Source organism: Paraburkholderia phosphatilytica, from assembly GCF_003443895.1.
Taxonomy (GTDB): Bacteria; Pseudomonadota; Gammaproteobacteria; order Burkholderiales; family Burkholderiaceae; genus Paraburkholderia; species Paraburkholderia phosphatilytica.
In genome coordinates, this window is record NZ_QQOA01000040.1 from 29,417 (window position 1) to 46,223 (window position 16,807).

A 16,807-nucleotide genomic window follows, 5' to 3' on the forward strand; every position below is an offset into this window, starting at 1 on the left:
AACGCTTCGCGCACAGCCGCGTCGATCATCGCAAGCATGAGGAAACAACGCGTGATGCAGGCATCGAAGTTGCGTCGTGCTGGATTTCCCGCCTCGATACGCGGGTGCTTTCAACCAACATCCACGGAGCGATCATGACCGCACTACCGAATACGCGAGATGCCCTCGGAGAATCCTGGACCACGACGGGACGCCGTGCACGCCGCATGGCTCGCCATGGCCGTCACGCCGCGGAAGATATCGCCTCGGAACTGCGTTCGCTGATGAGCGAACTCGACGAGACGCTGTCGGACGGCACGCAGGCCGATGCCGTCGCGTTGCGCGACCAGCTGCGCAAACGTCTCGATGTCGCGCGCGAGCGGCTGAACGATACGCGCAGCGCGATGCGCGCCCGCGCGACCGACGCCTTCAACGGCGCCGACGACTACGTACGCGAAAACCCATGGCAGACGCTGGCCGTGGTGGGTGGCGTGGCCCTGGTGGCGGGTCTGCTGCTCTCGCGCATGCGCTGAAGAAGGGATGCGCTGAAACGCGCGAAAGCCATTCGCGCCGGTTCTACTCCGGCTGTGCTGCGCCCGGCGGAGTGGCTGTCTGCCGAACGCGGTGCTGGGGCTTCGTTCGCCCGGCATCGCTTTCGGTACACAGCGTGATCACGCCGGTGCCGCGCGATCAAGCGTCGAAGAAGCTCGCACCGATGAGGTCGATGCGATCCGTGCAGATCGCATCGACGCCCCACTGCGCGAGCTGCCTCGCGCGCTGTGGGTCGTTGACCGTATAGACGAGCATATGCAGCCCTGCGGCCCTGATCTGCGCAACGAGCGCTTCCGACAGACGGTTGTGGTCGGCATGCAGCGACACGCAGCCCAGGGCCGAAGTCTGCTCGCGCCAGTTGGCAGGCACCGCTTCATAGAGCATGCCGCGCGGCAGGTCAGGTGCCGCGTCGCGCGCCGCGGCCAGCGCATCGTACGAGAACGACGACAGCAGCGGCGCGATCTGCTGCCCGCTCCACAGCCGTTCGGCTTCAGCGGCGACGAGCTTTCCCGTTTCGACGTCACGCCCCGGACACGGTTTGATCTCGACGTTCGCCGCAAGCCCCAGCGCGATGCATCGCTTCGCGACCTGCTCGAGCGTCGGCATCCGTTCGCCGGCGAAACGCGGGCTGCGCCATTTGCCCGCATCGAGGCTCGAAAGAATCGCATACGGCATCGTGGCCGCTTCGCCGAAACCGTCGGACGTGCGGTCGACGGTGTCGTCGTGCAGCAGGAACACGACGTTGTCGGAAGACAGCTTCGCGTCGAATTCGACCATCTTCAACCCGAGCCCCGCGCCGGTCTCGATACCGGCCAGCGTGTTCTCGGGAGCGAGCGTGCCGCCGCCACGATGCGCGACGACGCGCGGATACGGCCATGAGTTCAACGGTCCAGTCATAGTCGTTTGAAGTAGTGATGTTGTGATGTGCCGCGCGGTACGCTGCACCGGCCAGCTTCCGCCCTCGCTCCGACGCTTCGATGTCTACGCAACGCTACGCAACCCGCCGCGGCGCGAAACTCAATTGTCGTCGATCACGAAGAGACGCTGGTACTCCTTCAGCGCGTACCGGTCCGTCATACCCGCGATGTAATGCGCGATGAGTCGCGGCTGCAATCCGGCGTCGCCCGACTGATAGGCCGGCGGCAACAGACGTGGATCGTCGGTGAACGCATCGAAGAGGCCGATCACCACGCGGCGCGCCTTGTTTGCCATCCGCATCACGCGGTAGTGACGATACAGGCTGCGAAAGAGAAAGCGCTTGAGCGCCTGGGCCTGCTCGGCCACCGCCTGACTGTGAGCCACGATCGGCGGCGCCGCGCGCACTTCATCGAGCGATGACGGCGCGTAGCGGATGAGATTGCGCGTGGTCTCGGCGATCAGATCGACAATCAGTGTATTGATGATGCGCCGGACGGTTTCATGCACGATGCGTCGGCCTTCGATCTGCGGATGCTCGTGGCGTGCGGCTTCGTAGTGCGTCTGCCACAGTTCCACCGCGGCGAGCTGCTCGATCGTGATCAGGCCCGAGCGCAGACCATCGTCCACGTCGTGATTGTTGTATGCGATTTCATCGGCGACGTTGGCGATCTGCGCCTCGATCGACGGCTGCTGACCACGCAGGAAACGCTCGCCCAGTTCGCCGAGCCGCCGCGCGTTGTCGCGCGAGCAGTGCTTGAGGATGCCTTCGCGGGTCTCGAAACAGAGGTTGAGCCCGTTGAAGCCGCCGTAGTGTTCTTCGAGGTCGTCGACCACCGCGAGGCTCTGCAGATTGTGCTCGAAACCGCCGTGGTCGCGCATGCATTCGTTCAGCGCGTCCTGGCCTGCATGGCCGAACGGCGTATGGCCGAGATCGTGCGCGAGCGAAATCGCTTCGACGAGATCTTCGTTCACGCGCAGGTTACGCGCGACCGAACGGGCGATCTGCGCAACCTCGAGGCTATGCGTGAGACGCGTGCGAAACAGGTCGCCCTCGTGATTGACGAAGACCTGCGTCTTGTATTCGAGCCGCCTGAACGCGGTGGAGTGCACGATGCGGTCGCGATCGCGCTGGAATTCCGTGCGCGCGCTCGGCGGCGGTTCCGCATGCCGCCGGCCGCGCGACTGCAGCGAGTGTGCCGCGTACGGCGCAAGATGCGCTTCCAGCGCCGCGATGGTTGGGACCGCGACAACCATTGAGGGCTGCGCGGCCGGCCCGGTCGTCGTGTCGCTGCAGCTTTCGTTCACCGTACCCTCCGTGCTCGATGCGCTTGCCCGCGGCGGGAGGCAGGCGGAAGTCACCCGCGTGGCATCAGACCGTGGTGGCCGCGAGCGTCGCCTGCACGGCTTCGTCAGGCGCGCGCGTGATCAGTGTTTCGCCGAAACGCTTCAGCAGGATGAACTTGATCGCGCCGCCCTCGGCCTTCTTGTCGACCTGCATCAGATCGACGTAGCGCGACGCGCCGAGATCCGGCCCACGCTCCGGCAGATGCGCGGCCTTCACCACCGCGACGATCCGTTCGCGCGATGCTTCGTCGAGATGGCCGAGCCGCACCGACAGATCCGCGGCCATCACCATCCCGCAGCCGACCGCCTCGCCATGCAGCCACTCGCCGTAGCCGAGACCGGCTTCGATCGCGTGACCGAAGGTATGGCCGAAGTTGAGGATGGCCCGCAGTCCGCCCTCACGCTCGTCCTGCGCAACCACCGACGCCTTGATCTCGCACGAGCGCTTGACGGCTTCCGCGAGCGCCGCCGGTTCGCAGGCGTTCAGCGCGGCGATGTTCGCCTCGATCCAGTCGAAGAACGCGGCGTCCGCGATCGCACCGGTCTTGATGACCTCGGCGATGCCCGCGGCGAGTTCGCGCGGCGGCAGCGTGCGCAGCGCGCCGATGTCCGCGATCACCGCCTGCGGCTGGTAGAACGCGCCGATCATGTTCTTGCCGAGCGGGTGATTGATGCCGGTCTTGCCGCCCACCGACGAATCGACCTGCGACAGCAGCGTGGTCGGCACCTGGATGAACGGCACGCCGCGCATGTAGCACGCGGCGGCGAAGCCCGTCATGTCGCCGATCACGCCGCCGCCGAGCGCGATCAACGTGGTCTTGCGATCCGCGCGCGATCCGAGCAGCGCGTCGAAGATCAGGTTCAGCGTCTGCCAGGTCTTGTGCGCCTCGCCGTCGGGCAGCACCACCGTCGATACCTGCTTGCCGAGCGGCGCCAGCGCACTGCGCAGCGCGTCGCCGTAGAGCGGATCCACCGTGGTGTTGGTGACGATCGTGACCGAACTCCCCGCGATATGCGGAGCGAACAGTGCCGTCTGACTGATCAGATCGGCACCGATATGGATGGGATAGGCGCGCTCGCCCAGTTCAACGTTGACGGTAATCATGCTTGCATTATGACGCAGGATGTTTGACGACACCGGCCATCTCGAGCTGCATCAGCACCATGTTGACGAGCCCGTTCACCGATGGGCGCCCGGTTTCGATGACGAAATCCGCGCACCCTCGATACAGCGGATCGCGCACCTCGTAGAGGGCTTCGAGGCGCGCTTTCGGGTCGTCGGTCTGCAGGAGCGGACGGTTCTTGTCGCGCCGCGTGCGCAGCCACAGGTCGTGCGGATTCGCGCGCAGATAGACGACAAGCCCGCGGCTACACAGCACATCACGATTCTCGGGGCGCAGCACGGCGCCGCCGCCCGTAGCGAGCACGATGCGGTCGCGGCCCGTCAGTTCGTCGATCACCTGAGCTTCGCGATCCCGAAAGCCCGCTTCGCCCTCGAGTTCGAAGATGGTCGACACGCGCGCGCCGGTGCGCTGCTCGATTTCGTGGTCCGAATCGAAGAACGGGCGTTCCAGCCGGCGCGCGACCGCCCGGCCCACGGTGGTTTTGCCTGCCCCCATGAGCCCTACGAAAAATACATTGGCGTGTGCGTCCCGCGCTTGCAACGGTTTTCCTCTGGTCAATCCGGTAAGTTCGTGCGGCAGCTTACTGGCAAAGCCGCCGTATTGTCGAGACTGGATCCGGCCGGGTTCCGGCAGCCGCCGATGGAGTTCAGCCATCCGTCAGCTCGCTTGCCACCACCCGCGGCGTGATGAAGATCACCAGTTCGCTGCGCTGCCTGCGGGGCGCGCGATGCCGGAAAAGTCCGCCCAAAACCGGTATTTTGCCCAGGAGCGGCACCTCCGTCACATCATCCCGGTCATCGCTGGCATAAATTCCGCCGATCGACACGGTTCCGCCGTCCTCGACTTCGACCCGGGTGCGCACGTGTCTGGTGATGATCGCGGGCTCCGCGGCGGTCTCCTCGCCCGCGCTGTCCTTGGCCACATCGAGGTCCAGCACGACCCGTCCGGTGGGCGTCACCTGCGGCTCGACCTCCAGTTTCAGGCTCGCGCGGCGGAACTGGACGCCGGACACGCCCTGCCCGACCTTCGCCTGGTACGGCAGCTCCTGCCCCTGCCCGACGATCGCCTTGATCCGTTCCGCTGTGACGACGCGCGGGCTCGAGACAGTCTTGCCGTGCCCTTCCGCTTCGTGCGACCTCTGCTCGATCGGTGCGGGCGTTGCGCGCCGTTGTATTGCGTGCGGTGCGCGACACGCGTCGAGTCGGTTCGCGATCGTCCGGGTCCTCGCCTGCGAGCGTGGGTGCCGGGTTGTCGTCATACGCACCGTCCGCCATCGCTTCCGCGTCGCCGTCGGCGAGCAACGGATTGCCGGTTGCGCCTGCCATCCGCACCGGCAGCGGCGGATCGCCATAGCCGACCCCACCGTCCTCGTACGGCATCGTGTCCGGTAACGGTGGCAACGATGCGCGACCCACGTTTGCCATGAGCAGCGCGCTGAGGAGCGCAGTTCGGCACACGAGCGGCCACATCACGTCGCCGCCTTCGCGAAACCTGGCGTCCGCACGCTGCCGTTCGCTTCGAGCGGGACATCGGCATCGCCAACGCGAACGAGTCGTTCGTCACCGGGCCACTGGCCGCGCGCTATTTCCTCGACACTTTGCCCGTGCTCCAAGTGCGCGACCAACCGCTGACTGACCACCACGAGCCTGATCGCAAACGGACTGACATCGATACCCGCTGCGAAGCGGTTGAGCGCCGGCAGCAACGACTTTCTGAACGCCATGACGCTTCCCTCCAGATGTGCGCCGAACGACTCGGTCGCTGAGGGGAAATTGTGCGAATCCTGGCCCGATGCGCCCACTCGGCCAAATGGCCGACGTTTCGCGCCGCATGGTCGGGAGGAGGGCAAAGCGGCTACAGTAGATCCGTCGCGAGAGGTCCTGGTCGCGGTCTCTCGCGCGGCGTGCAGCGAACCGTTTCAGCGATCGTGGAGCGAACTCATCAGGAGCCGCCAGCGGTAAGCGTGTCGAAAGCTTGAGATGCCCGCCGCTATAATCGCGGGTCTGTTTTTCCGGTATCCCTATGCAATCTCCAACTCCAACGTCCACGCCACCCGCGCCGCAGAAACGCAGGCGTCCGTGGTGGCTCAAGCTGCTGCTGGGGCTCGCGGGCCTCTTCGTGGCCGGCATCGCGAGCGCCGCGCTCGTGCTCGGCTATGCGCTCGTGGTCGCGACACCGAACCTGCCGTCGCTCGACGCGCTGACCGACTACCAGCCGAAGGTGCCGCTGCGCATCTACACGGCCGATCACGTGCTGATCGGTGAATTCGGCGAGGAACGCCGCGATATCGTGCGCATCCAGGACGTGCCGGACTACCTGAAGAAAGCGATTCTCGCCATCGAAGATGCCCGCTTCTATGACCACGGCGGCGTGGACCTGACGGGCATCGCGCGCGCGGGCTTCGTTGCGCTGACGAACGGCCACGCCACGCAGGGCGCCAGCACGATCACGATGCAGGTGGCGCGCAACTTCTTTCTGTCGAGCGAGAAGACGTACACGCGCAAGATCTACGAGATGCTGCTCGCGTACAAGATCGAATCGAAGCTGACGAAGGATCAGATTCTCGAGGTGTACATGAATCAGATCTATCTCGGCCAGCGTGCGTATGGCTTCGCGAGCGCGGCCCGCGTGTACTTCGGCAAGGACCTGAAGGACATCACGCTCGCCGAGGCCGCAATGCTCGCGGGTCTGCCGAAGGCGCCGTCCGCGTACAACCCGGTCGTCAACCCGAAGCGCGCGAAGGTGCGGCAGGAGTACATCCTCGAACGCATGCTCGAACTGCACTTCATCACCCAGCAGCAGTACGACGACGCGGTAAAGCAGCCGCTCGTCGTCAAGGGATCGGGCAAGGAATTCAGCGTGCACGCTGAGTACGTCGCCGAGATGGTGCGGCAGATGATGTATGCGCAGTACCACGAAGAAGCCTATACGCGTGGGCTCAACGTCGTCACAACGATCGATTCGGCCGATCAGGAGAATGCGTACCACGCATTACGCAAGGGCCTGCTGGATTACGAGCGGCGGCATGGCTACCGCGGCCCCGAAGCGTTCATCGACCTGCCCACCGATCCCGACGATCGCGAACAGGCGATCGACGACGCGCTGCTCGAGCACCCGGACAACGGCGAGATCATCGCGGCGGTCGTCACGTCGGCCACGCAGAAGCAGGTGCAGGCCACCTTCATCGACGGCAATACGCTCACGGTCAAGGGCGACGGGCTGCGGTACGCAACTTACGCGCTCAGTGCCCGCGCGCAGCCGAACCAGCGCATCCGGCCAGGCGCGATCATCCGTGTGGTGCGCGGCGATGACGGCAACTGGTCGATCACGCAGTTGCCGCAGGTGGAAGGCGCGTTCATCGCGATCACGCCGCAGGACGGCGCGATCCGGGCGCTCGTCGGCGGCTTCGATTTCAACAAGAACAAGTACAACCACGTCACCCAGGCGTGGCGGCAGCCGGGCTCGAGCTTCAAGCCGTTCATCTACTCGGCGTCGCTGGAAAAAGGCCTCGGGCCGGCCACGATCATCAACGACGCGCCACTCTTCTTCAGCGCGGCCGAGACGGGTGGTCAGGCGTGGGAGCCGAAGAACTACGGCGGCGGCTTCGATGGCCCGATGACCATGCGCACGGCGCTGCAGAAGTCGAAGAACCTCGTATCGATCCGCATCCTCAGTCACATCGGACCGAAATACGCGCAGCAGTACATCACGCACTTCGGTTTCGATGCGGACCGTCATCCGGCGTATCTGCCGATGGCGCTCGGTGCCGGGCTCGTCACGCCGCTGCAGATGGCGGGGGCGATCTCGGTGTTCGCGAACGGCGGCTACCGCGTGAATCCGTATCTGATCGCGGAGGTGACCGATCCGCGCGGGATGGTGGTTGCGCGCGCGCAGCCGCTCGTTGCCGGGCAGAACGCACCGATGGCGATCACGGCGCGCAACGCTTACGTGATGAACAGCCTGTTGCAAAGCGTCGCGCAACGCGGCACGGGTGCAAAGTCGAACGTGCTGAAGCGGACCGATCTGGCAGGCAAGACCGGCACCACGAACGATTCGCGCGACGCCTGGTTCGCCGGCTATCAGCACACGCTCGCGGCGGTCGCGTGGATCGGCTACGACAATCCGCGCAGTCTCGGCGACAAGGAGACGGGGGGCGGACTCGCGCTGCCGGTCTGGATCGACTACATGGCGACCGCGCTCAAGGGCGTGCCCGAGTACCGGATGCCGATGCCGGGCGGCGTGACGACGATCGGCGACGAACTGTACTTCGACGACTTCACGCCGGGCAACGGCTTCGTCGCGACGGTCGGCGTGAGCGAGGCGCAGCTCGCGGGGAATGCGAGCGACGCATCGGGCGCGGCGCCGGCGCCGGAACAGGTCAACGAGCAGGAGAAGCAGGACATCATGAACCTGTTCCGCGGGCACTGAGGCCCGCCGGGCTCACGCTTCGAACGTCACGGGCTCGCCGGCCTGCTGGGTCGCGTAGTCGGACAGCGCCGAGAAAAACTCGGCGCCGCTGCGAGTATCGCGCCATTCGTCATCGACGTAACGGAAGTGGAAGCCACCCGCTTTCGCGGCAATCCAGATCTCGTGCATCGGCGGTTGCAGGTTCACGATGATCTTCGAACGATTGGCGAATTCGAGGGTCAGCACATTGCCCGAACGCTCGAGTTCGATGTCGGCTTCGGCCTCGTCGACGCCTTGTTCCACAGCCGTCAGAACGGCCTCCGCGAGCCTCAGGTATTCACTGTCGGTCATGCTAAACTCCAGCGGTTTAATCACTCAGGGACTGTCATGCGGGTCGTTTCCAGGATGAGCGCGATTGTAGCGGCTTTGACCATCGTCACGGCTGGCGCGCTGTCGGGCTGCGGTCAACGCGGCGGACTCTACCTGCCAACGGTCCCACCGCTGCCGGCAAAACCGGACTTCCAGACCGACTCGGCTGCCTCCGATGCTCAAGGCGCATCCGCGGCAAAAGCTGCGTCGGCGGCAGAAAACGGCTTGGTGCCGGATACTTCGGGTACGCCGCTGTCGCTGTCGCCTGAATCCGATCTGCACGACGCGCCTGCTTCGTCGGTGCCGGCATCCGACACCGCTCCCAATCAATAAGCTTTTCGCACTGCCTGTACTTCTAGCATGACACAGCCCGCATTCGCCTACGTCGACGGTGTGTTGCACGTCGAAGGTGTCTCCGCCGTTTCGCTCGCGCGCCAGTTCGGCACGCCACTCTTCGTCTACTCGCGCGCCGCGCTCACGAGCGCATGGCATGCGTACGCCGACGCGTGCCAGGGTCGTCGCGCATCGGTGCACGTCGCGGTGAAAGCGAACAGCAACCTCGCCGTGCTCAACGTGTTCGCGCGTCTCGGCGCCGGCTTCGACATCGTATCCGGCGGCGAGCTGGCGCGCGTGCTCGCGGCTGGCGGCAAGGCGGAAAACGTGGTGTTCTCGGGCGTCGGCAAGAGCGCGGACGAAATGCGTACCGCGCTCGTCGAAGGCGTGAAGTGCTTCAACGTCGAGTCGATCCCGGAGCTGGCCCGTCTGAACGAGGTTGCCGCATCGATCGGCCGCAAGGCGCCGGTCTCGCTGCGCGTGAATCCGGACGTCGATGCGAAGACGCATCCGTACATCTCCACCGGCCTCAGGTCGAACAAGTTCGGCATCGCGTTTGAAGATGCGCGCGACACCTATCGCGCCGCCGCGGCGATGTCGCATCTCGACGTGATCGGCATCGACTGCCACATCGGCTCGCAGATCACCGAGACGGCGCCGTATCTCGATGCGCTGGACAAACTGCTCGAGCTCGTCGAGCAGATCGAAGCGGACGGCGTGAAGATCCATCACATCGACGTGGGCGGTGGTCTCGGCATCCGCTACGACGACGAGACGCCGCCGGATATCGGCGAGTTCGTGCGTACCCTGCTCGACCGGATCGACGCGCGCGGTCATGGTCACCGCGAAGTGTATTTCGAGCCGGGTCGGTCGCTCGTCGGCAACGCGGGCATGCTGCTCACGAAGGTCGAATATCTGAAGCCGGGCTCCGGCAAGAATTTCGCGATCGTCGACGCGGCGATGAACGACCTTGCGCGTCCGGCCATGTACCAGGCGTTCCATCGCATCGAGCCCGTCGTACAGCGCGACGTACCGGCCGAGGTGTACGACGTCGTCGGCCCGGTGTGCGAAAGCGGCGACTGGCTCGGCCGCGAACGTACGCTCGCCGTCGAGCCGGCGGATCTGCTGGCGATTCACTCGGCCGGCGCATATGGCTTCGCGATGAGCTCGAACTACAACTCGCGCCCGCGTGCGGCCGAGGTGATGGTCGACGGCAACGACGTGCATCTGGTGCGCGCACGCGAAGAGATCGCGCAATTGTTCGCTGGCGAATCGGTCTTGCCGGATTGATCGCTTGGCACAAAGATAAAAAAACGGCTGACTGCCTCGAAGCAGTCAGCCGTTTTTCCTTGCGCCCTGAGCGCCGTATCGCTTACAGCTTGCCGTAGCTGTGCAGCCCCGACAGGAACATGTTCACACCGAGGAAAGCGAACGTGGTCACGAGCAGGCCCGTCAGCGCCCACCACGCCGCGACAGAACCGCGCAGGCCCTTCATCAGCCGCATGTGCAGCCAGGCCGCGTAATTGAGCCACACGATCAGCGCCCACGTTTCCTTCGGGTCCCAGCTCCAGTAGCCGCCCCATGCCTGCGCGGCCCACAGCGCCCCGAGAATGGTCGCAATGGTGAAGAACGCGAAGCCGACCGCGATCGACTTGTACATCAGGTCGTCGAGCACCTCCAGCGCAGGCAGGCGGTCGACCAGCATGCCGCGCTCTTTCACGATATGCGCGACGCCCACCATCGCCGACAGCGCGAAGCTGCCGTAGCCGATGAAATTCGCCGGCACGTGGATCTTCATCCACCAGCTTTGCAGCGCCGGCACGAGCGGCTGGATCTGCTGCGCGTCGCGCGAGATCGAATACCACATCAGGAAGCCGACCGCTGCGCTGATCACGAGCAGCACGAATGCGCCGAGCGAACGCGTGTTGTAGTGCTTCTCGTAGTACAGATAGAACAGCGCCGTGATGAGGCTGAACAGCACGAACACTTCGTACAGGTTCGAGATTGGAATATGGCCGACGTCCGCGCCGATCAGGTACGACTCGTACCAGCGCACCATCATGCCGACGAAGCCCATCAGCACGGCGCCCCACGTCAGCGTGGTGCCGATCGCGCCGCCCGTGGCCGAGCGCGACAGCATGCCGATCCAGTAGAACACGGTGGCGAGCACGAAGAGCGCACTCATCCACAGGATCGCGGACTGACTCGACAGGAAGTACTTGAGGAAGAACGCGTTGTCCGCTCGGGTCAAATCGCCGTGATAGATCTGGATGGCCAGCAGCGACACGACCGCGATACCCGCGATCAGGAGACGCGCCGGCTTCCAGCGCCAGCCCAGCACGATGAACGCCGGCACCGCGCACGACAGCACCAGCTTGTCGTAGTAATTCATGAAGCCGTGATAGCGCGACAGCGCGAATCCGGCGCCCGCTACCATCGCCAGCGCGAAGAGCCAGTCGAACACGCCGAGCCGCTTCAGGAACGGCCGGTCGTCGAACACCATGGGCGGAAGCGTGGCGGGCGCGCCCGGTGACACCTGCGCCTTTTGCGGACGGGGAGCGGAAGGGGAAGCTACTTGCGTCAAGTCCATGATCTTACCGGGTCGAATCGTGTGTGCCGTCAGGGTTCGGTGCGCCGGCGGGGCCGGTCGCGTCGGTTGCCCCATTGGTCACCGCGCTGGTCCCATCGGCTGGATGGACGCCCAGAGTTGCCGCGACCGTGTCGCGCGTCCGGGCGAATTCCCTTTCGAAGTCGAGCGTTCTGCGTGCCGTCGACATCGCCATCACGACGTTCGTGCCGTGACCGTCATCCTTGAGCCAGAACCACAGGCGCCGTTCGCGCACGTAGAACATCGAGAAGATGCCGAGCACGAGGAGCAGGCTGCCAAGATACACGACTTTCTTTCCAGGTGCGCGCGTCAACTGAAATACCGAAGCCTGGACCTGCGTGAATGAATCCAGTGACAGGTAGACCGGCGAACCATACAGAAAACTGTCGGAAAGCGCGTTGATCGCGCTCTGCACGAAGCGCGTGGCAGTCGCATCGGGCTTCAGGTCGGCCTCGCCCGCGTGTTCGCGGGAGATCTGCCACAGGTCCCACGTGGCGCCCTCCAGCATGCGCAGCAGCAGCCCGGCGGCCTTCTCCTGCTGATCCTTCGGCACCGAACGGTCGATGAACGTCGCCACGGCCTGGAAGCCGCCGAGTTTCTGCCCGTTCGCCTCGGCGGACACCTGCGGATCCTCGCCCGCAAACAGGGTCAGCACCCGCAGCGCGCTATCCTGCAGATGCTGCTGCAGATCGTGGTTCGAGTCGGGAACGGAGCGGTCGGCGAAGCGACGTGCGGCTTCCGCGCGCATCGTCGGGTTCTCGAGCGCCGCGCGCAGGTTCATCCAGTCCTTCACGGTGCCGCCGGTGTCCGCAGGGATGCGCAGGTAGCGGAAAGGATCGTCCGGATTCGCGCGCATGCCGGCGAGGAATACGCGCTCGCCATTCACGTCGACCGGCAGCATGTAGTTGTTGTACTCGCGCGCCTGGCCGGCACGGTCGCGTACCTTGTACTGCACCGACGGCCCGACGTTGTGCAGATCGAGCGGCTTCGCGCTCTTCGCGCCCGACCCGAGCCGCTCGTCGAACTCTTCCTTGAGCGTCTGGTGCGCAACGCCGCGCGCGTCGATCTGGCCATTGCCGTTCTGGATGTTTTCGACATTGATCGCGCGGAAATCCGCGAACTCGATGGTCTGGCCGTCCGCGCCGGGCACCGTGGACGGCAACGCCGCCGAGTTGCCGATCGTGCCATCAAAGGGTGTCGTCGTCGTGGTGGCGCCGGTCATCGGCCACGCGGTCATGCGCATCTGCGAGCCGCCGTCCTGGAAGCTCGACTGGTAGATCGACACGCCGTCGTATTCGAACGGCTTGTTCACCTCGACCCGCGCCGGCACGCGCTCGCCCGTCTTGTGATCGATCACGACGATGTCGCTCGCGAAGAGCTTCGGCATGCCGGTCGAGTAGTAGTCGACGATGAACTTGTTGAGCTGGATCGAAAACGGCAGGTCCTGGATCAGCGAGCCGTTCGGCTGGTTCAGGATTGCCGTGGACACATGCTGCCCTTCGGGCACCCACGCGTAGCCGCGAAAGGTCGGATTCGACGACGACAGCCGATGCTCCGGCGGAATCTCGTTGATGACCGTGTTCGTGCTGATCGGCGACTTGTTGAAGAGCCACATCTGCAGGCGGACCGGCAGGTTGCTGTCGAGCAGCCCGCCGATGCAGATCACGACGATCGCGAGGTGCGCGAAGATGTAGCCGAGCTTCGTCAGCGCGCCGCGCTTGGCGGAGATCAGCGTCGCGCCGCTGTCGGTCTCGCGCACGATCAGGCGATAGCCGAGCTTGCCGGTGAGCTTCGACAGCGTGGTCGCGGTCTGTGCGCGCCCTATGCCGACGTGGAACTCACCCTTGTGGTGGAACGCGCGCAGGCTGCCTTCGCGGACCTTGTCTTTCCAGCTGCGCATGTCGGCGATCATCTTCGGCGCGTTGCGGATCACGCACAGCGACACCGACACCATCAGAAAGCCGAGGATCAGCATGAACCACCACGCGCTGTACACCGTGTAGAGACTCAGCGAGCGGAAGATGTCGGCCCAGAACGGGCCGAACTGGTTGACGTAGTTCGGGTACGGGTCGTCCTGCGTGAGCACGGTGCCGATGATGCTCGCGATGGCGAGGATCACGAGCAGCGCGATCGCGAAGCGCATCGAACTCAGCAGCTCGATGGAGGAACGCACGGCCCGCTGCCGCGACTTCACTTGCAAACCCGACGTGGTGACGCTCATTCAAACTCCAGCTCAACAGCAAAAAAGGGTGAAGGGCGATCGTCCGTCGACGACGCCCCCACCCTTTTCTTGTTTTCTCGCCGGCTTCGGTAACCGGCTGTCATACGCGGCCGCTAGTGCAGACCCGCGACGTAATCGGCGACAGCCTTCATCTCGCTGTCGGTCAGCTTCGATGCGATGGCGTGCATCGCATCGTTGTTGTTGCGCGCGCCGGGCCCCTGCTGGAACGCCGTCAACTGCGCAACGACGTAATCGGACCACTGGCCCGACAGACGCGGATACTGCGACGGAATGCCCTGCCCCGTCGGGCCATGGCAAGCTGCGCACGCCGGCACGCCCTTGTCGGCGATGCCACCGCGGTAAATCTGTTGACCGAGCGGCACGGTCGCCTTGTTGTGCGCGAAACCAGGTTTCGGCGCCTGCGCAGCGAAATAGGCTGCGACGTTGACCATGTCCTGATCGGACAGCGCGCCTGCGATGCCGGCCATGATCGGATTGTTGCGCGCGGGCGGTTTACCGCCGGGCTGCGGCTTGAAATCCTTCAGCTCTTTGACGAGGTACTCGGGATGTTGACCTGCGAGCTTCGGGTATGCACCACCGGTACTGTTGCCATCTGCCCCGTGACACGACGCGCATACCTGCGTTGCAATTGCCTGCCCCCGGTTGACGTCCGGCTTGGCCGGATCTGCTGCTGATGCCTGCGCTGCCACTACTGAAAGACCTGCCGCTACCGCTATTTCAAGGACCATCAAGGACTTGCACAGTCGATTCATTCGCACACCCTGTTTCGTCTTGTGGGAATAGGTTCTGCAAAAACGACGGCGACCGATCTGCCACGGAGTACGCGCGCTGGCTCCACTGGTTTTCAGTAAACCATCGTATTGTACAATAACGCGCTAATCGCGATGACGCCAGTCGGGCAAGCCCAGCCGGCCTCGGTTCTCCGGGGTCGACTATCCGCACGCAGCGGCGCGTAGCCTCCTCGAGTTTCCCCGCCTTTTCCCCTTTCTCTTCGCCCCGCCATGGCTTTCCTGCTCCACCAAGCGCGCTTCTTCACGACGGTCAATCATCTGCGCGATCTGCCGCCGTCCGCCCAGCCTGAGGTCGCTTTCGCGGGGCGCTCGAACGCCGGGAAGTCGACCGCGATCAACGTGCTGTGCAACCAGAAGCGGCTCGCGTTCGCGTCCAAGACGCCGGGGCGCACGCAGCACATCAACTACTTTTCGGTCGGCCCCGCGGACGAGCCCGTCGCGCACGTCGTCGACCTGCCGGGCTATGGTTACGCGGAAGTGCCGGAGGCGTCGAAGGCGCACTGGGAGGCGCTGCTGTCCACGTATCTGCAGGCGCGTGCGCAACTGTGCGGACTGATTCTGATGATGGATTCGCGCCGTCCGCTGACCGAGCTCGACTGCCGGATGATCGACTGGTTCGCGCCGACGGGTAAGCCGATCCATGCGCTCCTGACCAAATGCGACAAATTGACGCGCCAGGAAAGCACCAACGCGTTGCGCGAGACCAAAAAGGCCTTCAAGGAATACCGTGAGCGCGGCTATCGCGGCGAACTCACCGCTCAGCTCTTCTCTGCGCTCAAGCGCACCGGGCTCGAAGAAGCGCACGAGCTGATCGAAAGCTGGGTAATGCCGGCTGATGCGGCCCCGGCGGATGCGTCAGAGCCCTCCGCTTCGCCCGAAAACTGATCGCCTGTTCGGCGCGAGCTGCACGTTTCGTCGGCACATAAAAAAACCCGCCGGTTTTGGGCGGCGGGTCAAACAGCCTAATCGAATAACGACAGGCACCCGCTCAGGGAGGAGAAGCGGGGAGCTCAGCGCGGACGCCTCGCTCGATCGGTATCATATACCATTGTCTCGAAAAGTTTCTGAAGGGCGGAGACAAGCGCCATTTGTCAATCCCCACGGTGTTCACCATGAGCTTCTACCCGCACTACCGTCCGCGCCGCATGCGCCGCGACGACTTCTCCCGCCGGCTGATGCGCGAGAACCTCCTCACCACCAATGACCTGATCTATCCGGTCTTCGTCGTCGAAGGCAGCAACGTACGGCAGGCCGTGCCGTCGATGCCGGGCGTCGAGCGTGTGTCGGTCGATCTGCTGCTCGGCGTCGCCGAACAGTGCACGCAGCTCGGCGTGCCCGTGCTGTCGCTGTTTCCGGCGATCGAGCCGTCGCTGAAAACGCCCGATGGCATCGAGGCGACCAACGAGGCCGGTCTGATCCCGCGCGCGGTGCGCGAGCTGAAGAAGCACTTTCCGGAGCTGGGCGTGCTGACCGACGTCGCGCTCGACCCGTACACGAGCCACGGCCAGGACGGCATGCTCGATGAAAACGGTTATGTGATGAACGACGAAACCGTCGAGATCCTGCTCGGTCAGGCCCGCGTGCAGGCGGAAGCGGGCGTCGATATCGTCGCGCCGTCGGACATGATGGACGGCCGCATCGGCGCGATCCGCGAGATGCTCGAGAGCGAGAACCACATCCACACGCGGATCATGGCGTACGCGGCGAAGTACGCATCGGCGTTCTACGGCCCGTTCCGCGATGCGGTCGGCTCGGCGTCGAACCTCGGCAAGAGCAACAAGATGACCTACCAGATGGACCCGTCGAACAGCGACGAGGCGCTGCGCGAGGTACGCGCGGACATCGACGAAGGCGCGGACATGGTGATGGTCAAGCCGGGCATGCCGTATCTCGACATCGTGCGCCGCGTGAAGGATGAGTTCCGTTTCCCGACCTATGTCTACCAGGTGAGCGGCGAATACGCGATGCTGAAGGCCGCCGCGCAGAACGGCTGGCTCGATCACGACAAGGTGATGATGGAGTCGCTGCTCGCGTTCAAGCGTGCGGGCGCCGATGGCGTACTGACGTATTTCGCGCTGGATGCCGCGCGGCTTCTGCGCGCGCAGAAGTAGGCTCTGATCCGGGCGGCGGTGTTTGCGTT

15 protein-coding genes and 1 pseudogene are annotated in these 16,807 nt (G+C 64.6%); 6 read left to right on the forward strand and 10 right to left on the reverse strand.

The annotated features are described in order from the left end of the window. Positions 1–134 precede the first annotated feature (134 nt). The gene (locus tag DVS29_RS29710; RefSeq protein WP_118184151.1) at positions 135–512 is read left to right on the forward strand and encodes an ElaB/YgaM/YqjD family protein; all 378 of its coding nucleotides are present in this window, start codon (positions 135–137) and stop codon (positions 510–512) included. 157 nt (positions 513–669) lie between these two features. Here the strand turns inward: DVS29_RS29710 and ugpQ are convergent, their stop codons facing one another. From ugpQ to DVS29_RS29740, 6 genes and pseudogenes are all read right to left on the reverse strand, one after another. Beyond that, on the reverse strand, positions 670–1,428 hold the full coding sequence (gene ugpQ / locus DVS29_RS29715; RefSeq protein ID WP_118184115.1) for a glycerophosphodiester phosphodiesterase: 759 nt from the start codon (positions 1,426–1,428) through the stop codon (positions 670–672). A 120-nt stretch (positions 1,429–1,548) separates the two neighbouring features. Continuing rightward, on the reverse strand, positions 1,549–2,703 hold the full coding sequence (locus tag DVS29_RS29720) for a deoxyguanosinetriphosphate triphosphohydrolase (protein ID WP_118184152.1): 1,155 nt from the start codon (positions 2,701–2,703) through the stop codon (positions 1,549–1,551). Between the two features lie 115 nt (positions 2,704–2,818). Further along, positions 2,819–3,898 carry a 3-dehydroquinate synthase gene (gene aroB, locus DVS29_RS29725; protein WP_118184116.1) on the reverse strand — a complete coding sequence of 360 codons (1,080 nt, stop codon included), beginning with the start codon at positions 3,896–3,898 and terminating at the stop codon, positions 2,819–2,821. 7 nt (positions 3,899–3,905) lie between these two features. Next, on the reverse strand, positions 3,906–4,457 hold the full coding sequence (aroK, locus tag DVS29_RS29730; RefSeq protein ID WP_118184117.1) for a shikimate kinase AroK: 552 nt from the start codon (positions 4,455–4,457) through the stop codon (positions 3,906–3,908). Between the two features lie 106 nt (positions 4,458–4,563). Further along, positions 4,564–5,052: pseudogene (locus DVS29_RS29735) on the reverse strand (type IV pilus secretin PilQ); the annotation flags it as partial. A gap of 333 nt (positions 5,053–5,385) precedes the next feature. Further along, a complete protein-coding gene (locus DVS29_RS29740) occupies positions 5,386–5,718 on the reverse strand; it encodes a hypothetical protein (RefSeq protein WP_124800732.1) in 333 nt (110 codons plus the stop codon). A gap of 221 nt (positions 5,719–5,939) precedes the next feature. Between DVS29_RS29740 and DVS29_RS29745 the strand changes: the two genes are divergently transcribed. After that, complete coding sequence (locus DVS29_RS29745) at positions 5,940–8,345, forward strand: penicillin-binding protein 1A (protein WP_118184119.1); 2,406 nt, start codon at positions 5,940–5,942, stop codon at positions 8,343–8,345. Between the two features lie 12 nt (positions 8,346–8,357). Here DVS29_RS29745 and cyaY read toward each other — a convergent pair whose 3' ends face one another. After that, the gene (gene cyaY, locus DVS29_RS29750) at positions 8,358–8,675 is read right to left on the reverse strand and encodes an iron donor protein CyaY (RefSeq protein ID WP_118184120.1); all 318 of its coding nucleotides are present in this window, start codon (positions 8,673–8,675) and stop codon (positions 8,358–8,360) included. A 36-nt stretch (positions 8,676–8,711) separates the two neighbouring features. Between cyaY and lptM the strand changes: the two genes are divergently transcribed. Further along, the gene (gene lptM / locus DVS29_RS29755) at positions 8,712–9,026 is read left to right on the forward strand and encodes an LPS translocon maturation chaperone LptM (protein ID WP_118184121.1); all 315 of its coding nucleotides are present in this window, start codon (positions 8,712–8,714) and stop codon (positions 9,024–9,026) included. Between the two features lie 27 nt (positions 9,027–9,053). Beyond that, positions 9,054–10,316, forward strand: coding sequence for a diaminopimelate decarboxylase (gene lysA, locus DVS29_RS29760; RefSeq protein ID WP_118184122.1), 1,263 nt, complete (start codon positions 9,054–9,056; stop codon positions 10,314–10,316). Positions 10,317–10,398: 82 nt separating this feature from the next. On the opposite strand, the gene ccsB is transcribed toward lysA, so the two are convergent. The 3 genes from ccsB to DVS29_RS29775 all read right to left on the reverse strand — a co-directional run bounded on the left by ccsB (position 10,399) and on the right by DVS29_RS29775 (position 14,628). Continuing rightward, positions 10,399–11,616, reverse strand: coding sequence for a c-type cytochrome biogenesis protein CcsB (gene ccsB, locus DVS29_RS29765; protein ID WP_118184123.1), 1,218 nt, complete (start codon positions 11,614–11,616; stop codon positions 10,399–10,401). A 4-nt stretch (positions 11,617–11,620) separates the two neighbouring features. Continuing rightward, entirely contained in the window at positions 11,621–13,855 is a 2,235-nt protein-coding gene (locus DVS29_RS29770) for a cytochrome c biogenesis protein ResB (protein WP_118184124.1), read from the reverse strand. Between the two features lie 113 nt (positions 13,856–13,968). Next, positions 13,969–14,628: a c-type cytochrome gene (locus tag DVS29_RS29775; RefSeq protein ID WP_118184125.1), complete on the reverse strand. Its 660-nt coding sequence runs from the start codon at positions 14,626–14,628 to the stop codon at positions 13,969–13,971. Positions 14,629–14,877: 249 nt separating this feature from the next. On the opposite strand from DVS29_RS29775, the gene yihA reads away from it, so the two are divergent. Together yihA and hemB are read left to right on the forward strand one after the other, a co-directional pair. Further along, a complete protein-coding gene (gene yihA / locus DVS29_RS29780) occupies positions 14,878–15,552 on the forward strand; it encodes a ribosome biogenesis GTP-binding protein YihA/YsxC (RefSeq protein ID WP_118184126.1) in 675 nt (224 codons plus the stop codon). Positions 15,553–15,779: 227 nt separating this feature from the next. Further along, the gene (gene hemB / locus DVS29_RS29785) at positions 15,780–16,778 is read left to right on the forward strand and encodes a porphobilinogen synthase (RefSeq protein WP_118184153.1); all 999 of its coding nucleotides are present in this window, start codon (positions 15,780–15,782) and stop codon (positions 16,776–16,778) included. Positions 16,779–16,807: the final 29 nt, after the last annotated feature.